The sequence below is a fragment of the Mycolicibacterium psychrotolerans genome (assembly GCF_010729305.1).
GTDB classification, from domain to species: domain Bacteria; phylum Actinomycetota; class Actinomycetes; order Mycobacteriales; family Mycobacteriaceae; genus Mycobacterium; species Mycobacterium psychrotolerans.
Window position 1 is genome coordinate 5717836 of sequence record NZ_AP022574.1, and the last position, 14527, is coordinate 5732362.

The following is a 14527-nucleotide window of genomic DNA, read 5'->3' on the forward strand; positions in this document are numbered from 1 at the left end:
GAGGGACGGCATGGTGAGCATCATTGATGAGCCGACAGTGGCCGGCGTATCACGTCCTGGGGTCGCCGGACCCGTCCATGAGGTCTGGCCGTCGCCAGCGAGCACGCGGTGAGCACCGCGGGCGTCATCGAGCCGCCGGTCTTCGACGCTGAGCCGGACTGGCGCTTTCCTCTTCGAGTGGGCTGCCTTCCCGGCATCGATGTCACCACACTTCATGCTGGCCATGGTGACAACGGTGGCGCTGAAGTGCCGCTGCGAGTGATGACGCTCGGCGTGACTGGTCTGAGCTGCGACATCATCGTGGTCCAAGGAGAGTCCGAGCTACGCAGCCTGAGGGAAGCCACAACGGTGTCGGCCAATTTCGTCCTCCTACTTGGCCACGGCGTCCGCGGAATCGACGGCGCGCTGGCCGTTGCCGCGTCGCGGAGCGTCGGAGCCATTGGTTACGCCAGAGCGGATGTCGCCCTCGATCGCGTCTTCGGCTTCATCCGCGAATTGACCCGTGGAGCCACTATCGAGGATGCGCTGCGCGCCTCGGGTCCCTATGCTCTGGAGGGAAACTCCGACGCGCTGGCCGTTGCGCCGCTCGAAGCGTTTCTGCGAAATGTGGCTGCCACAGCACGTGTCGCCGGGATCGACCTCGATTCTCCCCGACCGTCAGTGCCGGCGTACACCGAGGGACGACCGCGCTCGTCGGATCCTCGCGGTCCAGTGTCGTTTCCCGGGCCCGGTGCCATGCTGCCGCCGCCGCGCGTCCCACCGACACGACTCCCCCCCTCGACACTGCACGACCTGGTCGGCAGCACCGAGGCGTACCAACGATGGGTCCGTCAGCCGGGCGGTGCGGCGATCGCGGCGGCACTGGCTGGTGATCAATCGGTCATCGAGTCACTCGATCGCCATCACGCCGGTGCCGCCGGCGTCAGCAGGTTCCTGCAAACTGCCCTTCATCGGCGCCACGCCGACGGCACTCTCGGCCCCCGCATCGGATCCGGCTTCCTCCGAAACCAGCCGATGATGGTGGTGGTCGGCATCGGCCCCCTCGGCCCTACCCGGTTGGTGGCCGACGTCGCACTCGACGAAACACAACTCGGAGACCCTGGACCGTCCGGTTGGGAACTGGAGATCACGCTGAAGCCGGAGACAGGTGACATCGCTCGGCGACCCCTGCACCTCCCGGTCAGCGGCTCGACCGCCGACGCGATGTTTCCGCTCGACATCGAGCCGACGGTTACACAGTGGCGCGGCCGCCTCACCGTGTGGCACCGCTCGCGAGCCATCCAGAGCGCCGTGTTGTCCGGACCTGTCCTCGACAGCGACACCGATTCACAAGCAGGGCAACAACTCAGTCTCATCGTCGATGGCGAATTCCACCCGATGGCGGGGCTCGATACGCACTCCGCCGGCGGAGCCACCGTCGAACTCGACGCCAAGCCGGCTGTCTACTCCAGTTCCGGGGACTTTCTCATCGAGCCACGCGAAGAGGAAATGCGCAACGCCAGCAGTCGCATCGCCACCAAACTCGGGGAGATGGCTGTCGAACTCGACGAGGTTGCCGACCTGAACGATCCGCGCGCCCGTACGCTTCTCGAATACCTGGCGGTGCAGGGCTTCCTGCTGCTGCGAGCGATGTTCCCCAACCAACAGCAACGCGATGCGGTCAGACGCGAGAAGTTCCTCCAGGCCATCCGCCTCAGCGACGCTGCTCCGGAACTCCCCTACGAGTTCATCTACGACTTGCCGAGTCCCTCCGAGGACTTCACCCTGTGCACGGAATGGACCGACGGCATCAGCACCGGCGTCTGCCCACGGTGCCATCTCACCGACGCCGTCAACGGCGGAACCCTGTGCCCGTTGGGCTTCTGGGGATTGAGCAAGGTGATCGAACGGCACAACGCGGTAGGCAACGCGGAGCGGCAAGCACAAGCGCGACTGCGCCGAGGCGACATCGCCGGACGCACACCGGTTCCACTGAAACGAGCAGCGGTAGCACTCAGTGTCAAGGCCGACCGGGCGCCGAGGGGCGCCCCGGAGACCTACATTCCACCGTCGCGCAGGATCTCCCAGGCCCTGGAGGATGCGGGGCTTCCGTTCGACGGACCCATCACCGATTGGAAAGCCTGGCGGACTGTCATCACCGGACATCAACCTGACCTGCTCATCGTGCTGGGCCACGCACGATTCGACGACCGTCGCGGCGAATGGAGCATGCAGATCGGAGCCGACAGCGATCTGCATCTGACGCAGATCGAGGAGGGATGCGTCGATACCACGTCAGATAATCCCGGTCCGGTGGTCTTCCTGTTCGGATGCCTGACGGCGTCCGAGGGAGCCGAACAGGCAACCTTTGCCCGAATGTTCCGTGAGCACCGAGCATCTGTGGTCGTCGGGACGACGTCAACGGTGCTCGGCCGGCAGGCCGGTCCGGTCGCTGCCCAACTCGTCGCCGCGGTCAAATCCGCTGCAGGTCTTCAGCCGCTCGGCGAACTGTTGCGGCGGGCACGCGCGAGCGGGCTCGCCGAGGGGTCGCTGATGGCCATGGCGCTCAACGCCTTCGGGGACGCCGATTATCGCCTCACCGTCTGAGAGGAACCGAGATGTTCTCTGTCGAAATGCTGCCGGCCGGTCACGGTGACTGCTTGTGGATCGAATACGGCGATCCCGTGCGCCGCGTACTCGTCGACGGTGGCCCCTACTACAGCTACAAGCATCTGCGGGCCAGGATCGAACGGCTCGATCCGACAGACCGACATTTCGAACTGCTGATCATCACCCATGTCGATGCAGACCACATCGAGGGGATCTTGCGGCTCCTGCAGGAAAGGCATCTGGGTGTGACCTTCGACGACGTGTGGTTCAACGGCACGCGCCAGATCAACGCCGCTTTGGATGACGGTGACCTGCTCGACGAACGGCAGGGCGAATACCTCCAGGCAGTGCTCACCCACTCCGGACAGCGGTGGAATGGCGCCTTCGACGGCGAAGCCATCTTCGTCCCCCCAGATGGCGAGTTGCCGACAGCCACTCTGGCCGGCGGGGCCCGCGTGCATGTTGTGTCGCCGACAGGCAGCGAATTGAAAGCCCTCGGCGCGCGGTGGGTCGACATCGTCGCCAAGGAGGGATTCGCCACCGGAGACACGGACACGGCGCTGACCAAGCTGGCTGAGCAGAAGCGCCTTCAACCGGTCGACACCTTGGGCGACGAGCCGGCTCCGGACGTCCTCGGCGAGTCCGACGACCCTCCGGGGAGCGATTCGTCTGTCGCCAACGGCAGCAGCATCGCGGTCATCCTGGACTACGACGGTCACCGCATCTTGCTTTCCGGTGACGCGTTCCCCGGCGTCCTGGTGGACGCGCTGGGTCGTTACCCCGGCGGCACACCGGTCGATGTGGCGTTGTTCAAGCTGCCGCATCACGGGAGCATCCGGAACATGACCGACGAAATGATCGAAGCCGTTGCCTGTGAGCGGTTCGCGATCTCCAGTAACGGCAAGTACTTCGGTCATCCCAACGCCCGCGCGATCGATACCCTGCTCAATGCGCTGCCCGCCGACTGCGATCCGCAATTGTGGTTCAACTACCTTTCCGAGCAGACCAAGCCCTGGTGTGATCCGCAGCGACAGGAAGCGAAGAAGTACACGGCCAAGCACCCTTCCGATGAAGGCGATCACGGGATCACAGTTGCTATCCATTAGGCCTACCGAACGCGCAAGGCATCGGTTCAGCGGCCAGGTCATTCCCTGGTGACTCCAGCCGGCCAGATGATCCGCACGTCGCGGGAAAGGCTGCGGGCGTGCTCCACGATGTCGGCAGTGCCGCCTTCACCGCGTGCGGCCCGGCCGTCCCAGACCGCAACGAGAACATCGCTGAGATCGGCGATTAGCCGGCCGGCAGCGTGATACGCCGGCGCGCTCGGCGCCGGGAACGTCAGCTCGGTCCTATCGGACGCTGCCGAGAGCAGTTGCCGGTAGCGAGTCGCATCCGGGCCATGAAACGTCGTCGCGTATCCCGCGGATGGAAGGACAACGTGAAGTTTCCCGCCGGCAGCGAGGACTTCGGTGGCGAAGAGTTGGTCAGCACCGGCGGCGAGGCAGCTGTATCCGATGAACGAGTCGTACGGGGAAAGCACGTCGCGAATGCCTTGGGTGATGAAGTCGATCGCTGAGGCGGGAAGGGTTCGGTGGCCGGTGACCCCGATCCGCGTCATATCCGGCCGTTTTCACCAGCGTCCAGTAGTGCATGCCCATCGGCGTCAACTGGCAGCCGGCGGAATTCATGGCGGCGTAGTACATGTGCTGCTCGCCGACCGGCTCGAGCAGCAGACAGGCGCGGAACTTCTGCAGGCCGGCAAAATTTGCTCGTTGGGGTGACGTTCCTTCTGGTTGCTTGGCTCGTAGGTGGGGTCGAGCTGATAAATATGGTGGGGGGTGGGGAACCATTCGATCATTTTTCGCATGATGTGCAGTGGCACGCGTGGGTTGCACGTCCGGATGTCGTGCAGCCGGTCGATGTTGGCTTTGATGGTGGGCCGCTGATCCCATGCCCCAAAGGATTCCGACAACGCGGCATACAGCCCAGCCACGTTGACGTGGCCGAGAACGTCGGCAGCACCTGCGTCGAGCGCGCCCTGCAGGTACACGGAGAACTCACCGCGGGCATCGGCCGTTTCCATCGAGACCTGATCGCCGCGACTGGCGGTGAGCACCGCCAAACCGGTGCGCAGGTTCGCAAGACCGCTGCCGAGAGCCTCCACAGTGGTCGCCCCGCCCGAGAAGCAGCAGTCCAGAATCACAGTGACTTCCGATACTGCGCTTGCGTTGATGGTCGCCATGATGTCTGAGAATTGCAGGCCCGGTGTCATGGGTGTGCCGTCCGAGGTCACCAGCGTGACTCCGCCGCCGGCGGTTTGCGCCCCATGACCGGCGAAGTACAGCAGCGCGAAGTCGACGCCAGGCGAAAGCAGTTGCACGATCATCTGCTGCAGGCCCTCGCGGGGAATCGCCTCGGCCGCGTCGCGCGCCACGGCAAGTCGGCAATCCATATTCGGGCTGCCGTCCTCGTTCCTGGCCAGCAACGGGTGCAGTGCGGCGGCGTCGTTGGCGCAGCCGTACAGCGGAGCGAAGTTCTCATAGTGATTGATGCCGACCAGTAGCGCTCGCTTCATGAAGTGCCCCCTGTGGTGCGATGGTGCTTCTTCGATCCTGCCGCGCAGCGGCTTCTTTCGGCAGGTTTTCGACCGCAGGTTCAGCAGACGCCGGGCTAGGCCGACTTATGTACCACTCCTCTGGATGATCGCTTCTCTCAGTCGATGGAGGTCAGGAGCAGCCGCGAGCCCATGCCGACGGTGTAAGCCAGCCCGTCGGCGTATGCGTTGTAGAGACGCTGTAGGCAGCGCAATTCCCACAGCGTTTCCAAGGACACCCAGGCAATGTCGCGGGCCTTCTCGATGCTCCAGGAGCTGACCAGATGAGCGACAGGACTGAGGTGGTCATCGACGGCCTGCTCCAATTCGCAAAGAAATGATCGGCGGATCTCTCCTTCGGCCGCGGCGAGCAAGTCGTTGACTCTGTCGTAGTCCTCACGCAGCCCTGGACTGGTCGGATTCCGTCCGTGTGCGATGCAGGTGTTGATTACTGCAATCGGCAAGTCGTGTTCGATATGCGCGTTCATGCCGGCAAGGGCGAATTGGATCGGCAGCACGCCGCGCCGGGCTCGCATCGCGAACAAGGGCTCCCAGGCCGCAGGCGGCCGGTCACCGGCGTCGTACGCGTCGAACCACAAGCTGGCGAAGCGGACCGTCATGTCGGACATGAATGCGTCGTCCCGAAAGAATGCACCGGAATCGAGCCGTTCACCGATCTGGCGAGTCACTCGCAGGTAGACATCGTTGAAAACATGAGCACCATCAGGGCGCGGCGTCTCAGCAGCGATTTGTTGCATGCGGGCCGCCACCTGGGCCACGGTCGACACCGTCATGTCTTGATCACAGCAGATTTGCGCATCGCTCGCAGACGTTGGGCACTAAGCGCTCTTCCTTACTGCACTGGCCGGTACTGACACAGAGATGTCGAACCTTCCAAGAAGACTCCAAGCCTGGATCACAAAGATAGTTCACACCGATGAGCCAGAACCGCAAGAAGGGCGCCTGTGATGAGACTCCGCGCACTCCCCCGCTTCGTCCTGCTGATGACTGTGCCTGCTTGCGGCCTGACCGCTTGTGGGGCCCGCGGAGTGCAAGCTGAGAACTTTGTCCGGGCATTGGCACACGAGATAAGCGCTGTGGACGGGTCGCTGGACGAGCGTGCCGTAACGACGCGGATCAACGGCATGTACTCGCAGCTCGGAAACACGAGTGATGAGAAGAAGGAGATCCTCCTCGAAACTGCATGCCAGGCGAAGGATCGGTGGGACCTCTCGCACGTCAGCTCCCTGGACGATGCCGCGAACTGGGTGGCCGGTAGAAGCGGGGCACCGGCAGTCAAGGCTCGTCTGCTCCTTTGGGATCTGAACGAGCTACAGAACGAGCCCACGCTGGCTGGAACCGGATCGCTCACCATAGATGCGGTGTGCGCCGCGGCCTGAGTAGAACGGGCAAAATTTCTCCGTCTATCGGACGGCGACGTTCGAAGTCCTTCAACTCCTTCGCATGAATGGATCCGCCATGCCTTGCGGCACATCGATTGCGCCGAGAAGGCCACGTCCGTGCGCCTCTCCCGCGAATGCCAATCGCTGGTGCACGTCGGACACGCGGATTATTCTCGTGTGGCGGCATACCACGGGGGGAAGACGCACATGCAGACAGGTCAGCGCAGGGATCGGCGCGACAGTCGACGCGGCAAGTGAACGATGCCTCGCATCTTCCTGAGCCACTCGCGTCGTGATAATCGGCAGGCGATTGCCCTGCGGCAGTGGCTCATCGAGCAGAACCCTCCGCTAGCCGAAGAAATCTACCTCGACCTCGACGCCGACACGGGGATTCAGGGTGGTCAGCGGTGGAAGGAGGCGTTGCGTCAGGCCAGCAGCCGCTGCGAGGCGGTGATATGCCTACTGTCCCCGAATTGGGAGGACTCGCCGGAGTGCCGGACCGAGTACCGATTCGCTGAGTACCTGAACAAGCGCATCTTCACTGTGCTGATCGCACCTCTCGCCGGCGATGACCCCACCCGGGAATGGCAACAGATCGACCTGTGCAGCGCCGGCTCCGTCACCAACATCGCGGTGGACGACGGCGGATTCGTGAACTTCTCGTCGGAGGGTCTTCACCGGCTGCGCCAAGGCATCATCGGATCCGGCATTGCGGCCGACTCCTTCGGGTGGCCCCCCGCCGACGACCCGCGGCGCGCGCCGTATCGCGGCTGGGAACCGCTCGAGGCCGCCGACGCGGCGATCTTCTTCGGGCGCGACGCCGAGATACTCCGGGGGCTGGACGCACTGCGGCGTATGCGCCGCACCAAGGTGGAGACCGTTTTCGCGATTCTGGGTCCGTCCGGCACCGGGAAGTCGTCCTTTCTGCGCGCCGGTCTCTTACCCCGAGTGATCCGTGACGACCGCGAGTTCGTCGTGCTCGACATCGTGCGACCTCAATCCAGCGTTCTGACCGGAGACACCGGTCTGGCCCGCGCCATCCACGCAGCACGGTCGCGATTGGATCTAACCGACCCGACCCTCGGGGCGATCAAGCAGGCGTGTACCGCAGCAGGCGTAGGCGCGCTCGAAGCACTGCTCCGCGAGATCCAACACGCAGCGAGCGCCAGACTGCTCGTCGAAAAAGGGGAACTGCCACTTCCCACCGTGGTGCTGCCCGTTGATCAGGCTGAGGAATTGTTCAGCGTCGACGCCGGTCCCGAGGCACAACGATTCTTGGACTTGATCGCTGCACTCGGTACCGCAAGCGGCGACGCCACCAACGGCGGTGGCCTCGGACTGATCGTGGCGCTGACGATCCGCACCGACCGCTACGTTGCTCTGCAGACCGCGCCTCAGCTCAGCGCGCTGCACACCATCGTATTCGATGAGCTCAAACCGATGCCGCGCACGCAATTCAAAGAGGTGATCACCGGGCCGGCAGAACGAGCGACTCAAGGCGGCTATCCCCTGCTTATCGATGAAGCTCTGGTCAATCAGCTACTCGAGGACTGCACCGAAGGCGCCGACACGCTGCCGCTGCTGGCGCTCACGCTCGCTCGTCTCTACGAAGACTATGCCGACACGGGAGCCGGCAACGCCACGGTCCGAACACTGACACTGGCGCACTACGAGTCGATGGGTGGGATGCGTAGCGTCGTGGGCTCTGAGATCGACAAGCTGCTGTCCGGGGATAGCCGTACCCGAGCTGCTGAATATCGTTCTTTGCGTTCAGCATTCGTACCCTGGTTGACGACGGTGAACCCGGAGAACGATCAACCGGTTCGACGCTTGGCGCGGTGGGCGGACCTACCAGAAGACAGCCGGCCGCTCATCGAGAAGTTCGTCAGAGCCCGCCTGCTGATGCGCGACGATCGCGCGGGTGAGATCACCGTTGAAGTGGCCCTGGAAAGTCTGCTGCGTCAATGGGACGAACTGGCGGTGTGGTTGTCGGACGCCCGCGAACAACTCAAGGCTGCCGACTCTCTGGGAACTGCTGCCCATGCTTGGCGCAGCAACGACCGTGACGACGCCTGGCTGCTGCAGGAACTCGACTCGCCGAAGCCCAGACCCTCGCCCGCGACAGTAATTTTCGCGAGCGCCTTTCGGGTATCCGCGACTACCTCGATGCCTCGCAGGAACGTGAGGACAAGGACGAGGAAGCTCAGAGGCGACTGCGGGAAGCGAAAGTCTTGGCCGCCCAGAAGTTGGCTGCTACTGAAGCGGCGGCGCGCGAGCAAGCACAGGCCCATGCCGCGGTGTTACGGAAGCGTTCGCGTGTGCTGCGTGCCGTGCTGGCGATCACGCTGGTCGTGGCCATCGTCGCGGCTGCCGGGTTCTTCGCAGCCGTTTCGGCCTCGCACCGCGCGAACTCGGCGACCCACGACGCGGTAGCGCTACGACTCACTGCTGAGGGGCAAGCCATCCTCGCTGGGATCAGCCCCGGTGGAGACACCCGGGCGTTGCAGGAAATCCTTGCCGCACCGAGGGTCTCGCCGGCCGCCGACCAGAGCGCACAACTGCTGGCGATCACCTCCCGGAGCGACACCGACAAGATCATCGAGCAGAATGCCGAAGTCACCAGTGCGGCCTTCGATCCGACCGGCGACCGCCTTGTCACGGGCAGCGCTGACTCGACCGTGCGACTGTGGGATGCCCACACGGGCCGACTCATCGAAGAACCGCTCACCGGCCACACCGCCGCTATCCGCAGTGTCGCATTCAGCCCAGACGGTCACCGCATCGCCTCCGGGGGTGACGACCACACACTCCGCATCTGGAATGCCGACACCGGCACACCAGTCGGGCGCCCGTTGAGTGGCCACACCGACGCGGTCCGCAGTGTCGCTTTCAGTCCAGACGGTCACCGGATCGCTTCTGGAAGCCAGGACGCGACGGTTCGGGTGTGGAACGCCGACAATGGCGAACCGATCGGTGCTCCCCTCGACACAGTGATTCAGTGTGGAGCGTCGGGTACAACAATGACGGAAGCCTACTCGCCTCCGCCAGCGGCGATGGCACGATCAGGCTGTGGGACAGCACTTCACGCTCCCCCATCGGTGAGCCGCTCAGAGGACACGACGGGGCTGTGCGATCCGTGGCGTTCAGCCCCGATGGGCGCCGCCTGGTCTCGGGCAGCGCCGACAGAACGATTCGTTTGTGGAACGTCGCGGACAGGCAACAGATAGGCACGCCGCTCGTGGGTCACACTGACATCGTCCGGTCGGTGGCATTCAGTCCCGATGGTCACCGCATCGTCTCCGCCAGCCGTGACAAGACGGTTCGGCTATGGAACGCCGATGATGGGACCGCAATCGCCGGCCCGTTGACGGGTCACGTCGAACCCGTCTCCAGTGCCGCGTTCGACCGAACCGGCGAGCGCATCGTGTCAGCCAGTGATGACCGCAGCTTCCGTATCTGGACAAGCTACCCCGATGCGCCTGTCGGGATGGCGCTCACCGGCCACAGCGGTCCCGTCCGCAGCGTGGCACTGAGCACTGACGGCCGCCGGGTGGCCTCCGGCGGCGACGACCGAACCGTGCGGGTGTGGGACGCCGACAGCGGAAAACAGATCGGGAGACCCTCCATGGCCACACCGATGCAGTCAACACGGTGGCATTCAGCCCAGACGGGCACCGCATCGCCTCAGGCGCCGGCACCGGCGACGAAACCGTGCGCATCTGGAACGCTGACACAGGGCAACTGATCGGCAAACCTCTGGCGGGCCACACCGATGCCGTGTACAGCGTGGCGTTCAGCCCAGACGGCCACCGCCTGGTCTCCGGCGGCGCCGACCACACGCTCCTTCTGTGGAACGCCGACACTGGGCAGCGTATCGGTGATCCGCTTGTCGGGCACGAAAGTGTCGTCCGGTGTGGCATTCAGCCCCGACGGCAAGCACATCGCGTCCGGCGGTGATGACGGTACCGTGCGGGTTTGGGACGCCGACAACGGTGAACCGATCGGCCCGCCGCTGCGCCATGACGACATCGTTCGCAGCGTGGCGTTCAGCCCTGACGGGCACCACATCGTGTCCGCCGGATTCGACAAGGTGCTGCGTTTCTGGGATACCGACTCACATGATCCCGTCGGCACGATGCGCACCACCGACTGGATCTTCAGCATCGCATACGGACCCAGTGACGACCGTCTCGTGACGGGCAGCGTCGACCACGGTGTGCGATTCTGGAACAACGACTCCGGCGAGCCGATGGGACCTCCCGTCGTAGCACCTGACGAGGTTTACAGTGTCGCATTCAGCGCCGACGGACAGCGCATTGCCTCCGGCGGCAAAGATGCGACCGTATGGGTGTGGCCGGGACCGGCAGCCTGGCCGGAATTGTTGTGCAGCAAACTGACTGCCAATCCCAGCCACCACCAGTGGGATGACTGGGTGTCTCGCGACATCGACTACGAGCCGGTCTGCCACGACCTTCCTGTGGCCTCAGACGACCATTGATTGGCGCAGTGGGCGCTGTCAACTGTCACCCCACCGGTCATTGTTGAAGGTAGCGGCCGCAGGATATGTCCTGCTCAGGCCCTGTGACATACCTCCTGAGTATGGACGTGGTGAAACTCTGCGTATTCCACGAGGAGACGGCCGGGAAAACGAGTAGGGACTACGCGCGACGTCACGTTGGCCGGCTCATAGCTTTGAGGCATGCAGGTCCAGTAGGGCCAAGCGTTCGAATACTTTGAGCAGGAGCACTGAAATGACTGAATTGGCAACACGTCCGAACGTCTCGCCCCGAGTCCAGCCCGAGGAAGTCCCGGTCACCACAGCACCGGCGCAGCCGCCGACGCTGATCACCGAGCAGCAGGTCCTCATCGGTTCGGCTGCAGCACTGACAAGCCCCCGGGTCCGGCGCAACCTCCGGAGCACGGTTCGATCGCTGTTCGTGCGCGCCGAGACGACCGAAGGACCTGCCCGGCGGCGTAGATACCCGAAGCACTACGACTTCATCGAGGATGCGGCGATGTCGCGGATGATGGACCGGCTGTAGGAGGTAGAGCGCGAGTCAATTCACCGATGCACCGTCCGTGCCGACGTCGAGTATCTTGCCGGCGCGTTGGTCGACATAGCGCGTGACGGCTTGTTGGCCCGCCCCGAAGACAACGGCGGACAAGAAGGTCGCCGGCCATGTCGTCGGTACAGCTACGGTGAGAACTCCAGATCCCAGAACCGCCTGGCCGATCACGGCGACCAGGGGACCGAAGACGATCTTGAGCAAGGCTTGCTGAAGAGGCAGATTGAAAGGACCGAAGTCGGTGGGGATCTTGGCGATTGCTGGTATCGCCGTGAACAGCGCACCGACAGCCCCGAAGAGCATCACCGTCACCAGCGGGACCCAGGCGGTGCCGTGCCAATCTGCAGGCGAAGTGATGACGTTTACTTGGGGAAGCAACCATTGGGCAACGGCAATGAGGACCGCGAACAGCCCGCTGAACGCTGAGGCGATGAGAAGCCGGTTCCGAAAGTAGCGGGCCTGTTGTTGATTGCCGTCGGCAAGGTGGTGTGAGGCTCGGAGAACCTCCGCAATGCACGCGCGCAGCGGCGCCAACGGCGGGTCACCTCCCGCTACCGTCGCTGACCGAAGGCGATCGAGCAGCATCAGCCGTGGATCGTCACCGGCGAGGTGTCTCCTGCCATAAGCGAGGACTGCTGCAGCGCGTGCACCTATGTCACCGTCGGGCAGCAGGTACACGGTGCGTTCCTCGGCTTCGCGCAGGGCTGCCCATGCGCGTTCGACCTCTGTTCCCCACCACCATTTCGCCACACCGACGTCGGCTGTCGCCGCATCCTCGGCGGCGTCGAGCAGGACCTCGACGGTTCGAACGCGGCTTTCATCGTGCCGACCGTCGTGTTTGAGGCGTTCCAGTTCGCCCTGTAGCGCGAGGACGCGGCGAAAGACACTCTGCCTCCAGGGAGCGCTGTGCTCTTTCTCGGCCGGATGTCGAGGCCGCCGAGGGGGCATCTCAGCGGTCTCCGCCTCGGCAGGGCCAGGCGATGTGCTCGGCGCCGGACTCAGGGATCGGTTCGCAGGAGTCGACGCCTGGCCTGTCGCCCGTCCCCCCACGGTGCGCCACGCCCGCGGATGGGAAGTACTCATGCGCCCTGGAGTCGGGCTGCGACGTCGAATTGGAAGAGCTGATCCCAGTTGCTCCACGTGCCCGGCAAGAGGAACAACGTGCAACCTTGTGGGGCGGTCCGCCGAATCACGCTCGTGGCGTGGTCTACAGCGGTCATTCCGCCCCAGAGGGCGAAGCGCGGGTCAGCGTACATCCCATGGGCCTGGGTAGCGACGAACTTCACCGCATCGAAGATCAGCCAGATCACCGAGCGCAATGCGAACAATGTCTGGAAGGGATTGAGGAAGGCGCCGATGACATTGTCGTTGCCCGTAGTGATGGCCCCCGCGAGCGGCCGTAGGACGCCGTGGAGGTTCTGGTCGACCGGATCATCACCGGCGTCGGCCTCGCCGGTGAGAATGCGACCCGGCAGGGTCACCAACATCCGGATCAGGAAGGCCGCAAAATCCACCGTCAGTTCAGCTTTGGCCAAGATCTCGTACAGCACGAACAGTAGTCCCCGCGCACGGGGATACCAGTCCCCAGTCACACTGTAGGACCAGTAGCGGTCGCGAACCCATTCCGGTTGCGGCGTTTTCGAGATTCCCTCCCCGTCATCGTTGCCGAGCAGGGAGCCTTCGGCCGGCATGCAGGGGTCACCGAAGGTGGTTACGCCTGCCACGAACTGCCGCCAGTCCGACGGCAATGCGTTCAGGCTTTTGCATACCGAGACTCCGCCCATCGAGTATCCGATCAGCCAGATAGGCGTGCCCGCCATCGCCCGGTACAGCCGGATGAATTCATCGCGGAACTGGTCGGTTGCCTTCTCGAAGCTGTGTGCCTCCGGTGGATTGAGGAAGGCGCGTGAGTCAGCCCAGACACCCTGGATCGGGTACCGGCCCCAGTCGGCGGGATGGCGGCATCCGGAGGGACAAATGCACCAATTGCTCTGCGGAAGGCGAGATCCGCGATGCCAAGGTCCTCCGCTCGGGCGAGGCGCATTCCACCGGCCATGCGCGCCAGGAGATCGGGATCGTTGTTGATGAACTTCGCGAGTTCCTTCACCGCTGCTGCAGTCTCGTCGGTGTACTGCTCGTCTTCCTTGACTCCGAGCGCCTTCGCGTGGCTGTTGGCCGGGAAGGCCGCCAGCATGCGTCGCTCGATCTTCGTGACCTCGGCACTACTGTCTCCCGGCCATATCCGATCCAATTCCCAGACGCATCCCTGGCCATTATCGACCCCTCGTTGTCGGATTATTTGCCATCGCTTCGATCCTTCGTTGGTCCGCGCCTCACGCGTGGTGCAGGACTCGTCTCAGCTGGTCTTCTTGGCCGGCTTTTGGCATGTGGCTTCCTGGTCGCCGCACTGGCCGCGGTTTTCTTCGCCGGCGTCTTTTGGCCGGATTTTCTTCGGGGTACCTTCTTGGCCGCGGCCTTTCTGGGAGCCGTTGAGCCGTTCGGTGTGGTGGACAGACCTCGCGTGGTCAGTGCCTCGAGCATGGTCGAGAGCTCGTCGAGCTGATGGCGTAGGTCGGTAGCGAAGCAGCCGATTTCGTGGAGGTAATCCACCACAGTGTTGCCGCCGAGTTGTCGCCAACCGTTTCCGCCGGGTCCTCGCAACTGATCCCAGATCTCCTCCAATAGTTGACGATCGGATCGAGGATTGGGCTCCGGAAGCAGCTTGGGCGGCAGAACAGGGTCGGGATCCGGTTCGGGCGCGGGCATGGGTTGCTCCCCGGGGAAGACCGCGTCGTCCAGATCCTTTTGGACCTCACCGCGGAACCAGTCCATCGACAGGTTTCCTGGATCCCATTTGCCCTGAGCGGAACCGGCGT

Annotated in this window: 14 protein-coding genes and 1 pseudogene; 10 read left to right on the forward strand and 5 right to left on the reverse strand. The window is 64.0% G+C overall.

Annotation, left to right across the window (positions count from 1 at the left end):
* The first annotated feature begins 108 nt into the window (after positions 1-108).
* Both G6N45_RS27540 and G6N45_RS27545 read left to right on the forward strand, forming a co-directional pair.
* Positions 109-2586, forward strand: coding sequence for a hypothetical protein (locus tag G6N45_RS27540; protein WP_163727499.1), 2478 nt, complete (start codon positions 109-111; stop codon positions 2584-2586).
* Between the two features lie 11 nt (positions 2587-2597).
* Positions 2598-3695 carry a ComEC/Rec2 family competence protein gene (locus G6N45_RS27545; RefSeq protein WP_246228815.1) on the forward strand — a complete coding sequence of 366 codons (1098 nt, stop codon included), beginning with the start codon at positions 2598-2600 and terminating at the stop codon, positions 3693-3695.
* A 38-nt stretch (positions 3696-3733) separates the two neighbouring features.
* Here G6N45_RS27545 and G6N45_RS27550 read toward each other — a convergent pair whose 3' ends face one another.
* From G6N45_RS27550 to G6N45_RS27560, 3 genes are all read right to left on the reverse strand, one after another.
* Complete coding sequence (locus tag G6N45_RS27550) at positions 3734-4207, reverse strand: hypothetical protein (RefSeq protein WP_163719610.1); 474 nt, start codon at positions 4205-4207, stop codon at positions 3734-3736.
* Positions 4208-4273: 66 nt separating this feature from the next.
* Positions 4274-5164 (reverse strand): caspase family protein, encoded by an 891-nt coding sequence (locus G6N45_RS27555; protein ID WP_197746861.1) that lies wholly within the window; start codon positions 5162-5164, stop codon positions 4274-4276.
* Between the two features lie 137 nt (positions 5165-5301).
* Positions 5302-5976, reverse strand: a complete 675-nt coding sequence (locus tag G6N45_RS27560) for a DUF5995 family protein (RefSeq protein ID WP_163719612.1) — start codon at positions 5974-5976, stop codon at positions 5302-5304.
* A 303-nt stretch (positions 5977-6279) separates the two neighbouring features.
* On the opposite strand from G6N45_RS27560, the gene G6N45_RS27565 reads away from it, so the two are divergent.
* The 7 genes and pseudogenes from G6N45_RS27565 (at position 6280) to G6N45_RS27595 (ending at position 11627) form a co-directional block, all read left to right on the forward strand.
* Complete coding sequence (locus G6N45_RS27565) at positions 6280-6582, forward strand: hypothetical protein (protein WP_163719614.1); 303 nt, start codon at positions 6280-6282, stop codon at positions 6580-6582.
* A 264-nt stretch (positions 6583-6846) separates the two neighbouring features.
* A complete protein-coding gene (locus tag G6N45_RS27570; RefSeq protein WP_163727502.1) occupies positions 6847-9018 on the forward strand; it encodes a toll/interleukin-1 receptor domain-containing protein in 2172 nt (723 codons plus the stop codon).
* Positions 8937-9491, forward strand: a pseudogene (locus G6N45_RS28190) (WD40 repeat domain-containing protein); the annotation flags it as partial. The gene G6N45_RS27570 and the pseudogene G6N45_RS28190, both read left to right, overlap by 82 nt.
* Positions 9492-9721: 230 nt before the next feature.
* A complete protein-coding gene (locus tag G6N45_RS27580) occupies positions 9722-10330 on the forward strand; it encodes a WD40 repeat domain-containing protein (RefSeq protein ID WP_246229214.1) in 609 nt (202 codons plus the stop codon).
* Positions 10237-10542, forward strand: a complete 306-nt coding sequence (locus G6N45_RS27585) for a WD40 repeat domain-containing protein (protein ID WP_246228816.1) — start codon at positions 10237-10239, stop codon at positions 10540-10542. Before G6N45_RS27580 ends, G6N45_RS27585 begins: the two co-directional genes overlap by 94 nt.
* Positions 10499-11083, forward strand: a complete 585-nt coding sequence (locus G6N45_RS27590; protein WP_163727514.1) for a WD40 repeat domain-containing protein — start codon at positions 10499-10501, stop codon at positions 11081-11083. Before G6N45_RS27585 ends, G6N45_RS27590 begins: the two co-directional genes overlap by 44 nt.
* Positions 11084-11336: 253 nt before the next feature.
* The gene (locus tag G6N45_RS27595; protein WP_163719621.1) at positions 11337-11627 is read left to right on the forward strand and encodes a hypothetical protein; all 291 of its coding nucleotides are present in this window, start codon (positions 11337-11339) and stop codon (positions 11625-11627) included.
* Positions 11628-11642: 15 nt separating this feature from the next.
* Here the strand turns inward: G6N45_RS27595 and G6N45_RS27600 are convergent, their stop codons facing one another.
* Positions 11643-12599, reverse strand: a complete 957-nt coding sequence (locus tag G6N45_RS27600) for a hypothetical protein (protein WP_163727517.1) — start codon at positions 12597-12599, stop codon at positions 11643-11645.
* Between the two features lie 131 nt (positions 12600-12730).
* Complete coding sequence (locus G6N45_RS28200) at positions 12731-13471, reverse strand: hypothetical protein (RefSeq protein ID WP_246228817.1); 741 nt, start codon at positions 13469-13471, stop codon at positions 12731-12733.
* Between the two features lie 86 nt (positions 13472-13557).
* On the opposite strand from G6N45_RS28200, the gene G6N45_RS28205 reads away from it, so the two are divergent.
* Positions 13558-14214: a hypothetical protein gene (locus G6N45_RS28205; RefSeq protein WP_246228818.1), complete on the forward strand. Its 657-nt coding sequence runs from the start codon at positions 13558-13560 to the stop codon at positions 14212-14214.
* Positions 14215-14527 lie beyond the last annotated feature (313 nt).

Excerpts from the sequence above, each read along its gene's own strand:
- G6N45_RS27550 (WP_163719610.1), bottom strand. The coding sequence starts at position 4,207 with ATGACGCGGATCGGGGTCACCGGCCACCGAACCCTTCCCGCCTCAGCG.
- G6N45_RS27545 (WP_246228815.1), top strand. The coding sequence starts at position 2,598 with ATGTTCTCTGTCGAAATGCTGCCGGCCGGTCACGGTGACTGCTTGTGG.
- G6N45_RS28200 (WP_246228817.1), bottom strand. The coding sequence starts at position 13,471 with ATGGCGGGCACGCCTATCTGGCTGATCGGATACTCGATGGGCGGAGTC.
- G6N45_RS27560 (WP_163719612.1), bottom strand. The coding sequence starts at position 5,976 with ATGACGGTGTCGACCGTGGCCCAGGTGGCGGCCCGCATGCAACAAATC.
- G6N45_RS27595 (WP_163719621.1), top strand. The coding sequence starts at position 11,337 with ATGACTGAATTGGCAACACGTCCGAACGTCTCGCCCCGAGTCCAGCCC.
- G6N45_RS27600 (WP_163727517.1), bottom strand. The coding sequence starts at position 12,599 with ATGCCCCCTCGGCGGCCTCGACATCCGGCCGAGAAAGAGCACAGCGCT.
- G6N45_RS27555 (WP_197746861.1), bottom strand. The coding sequence starts at position 5,164 with ATGAAGCGAGCGCTACTGGTCGGCATCAATCACTATGAGAACTTCGCT.
- G6N45_RS27570 (WP_163727502.1), top strand. The coding sequence starts at position 6,847 with ATGCCTCGCATCTTCCTGAGCCACTCGCGTCGTGATAATCGGCAGGCG.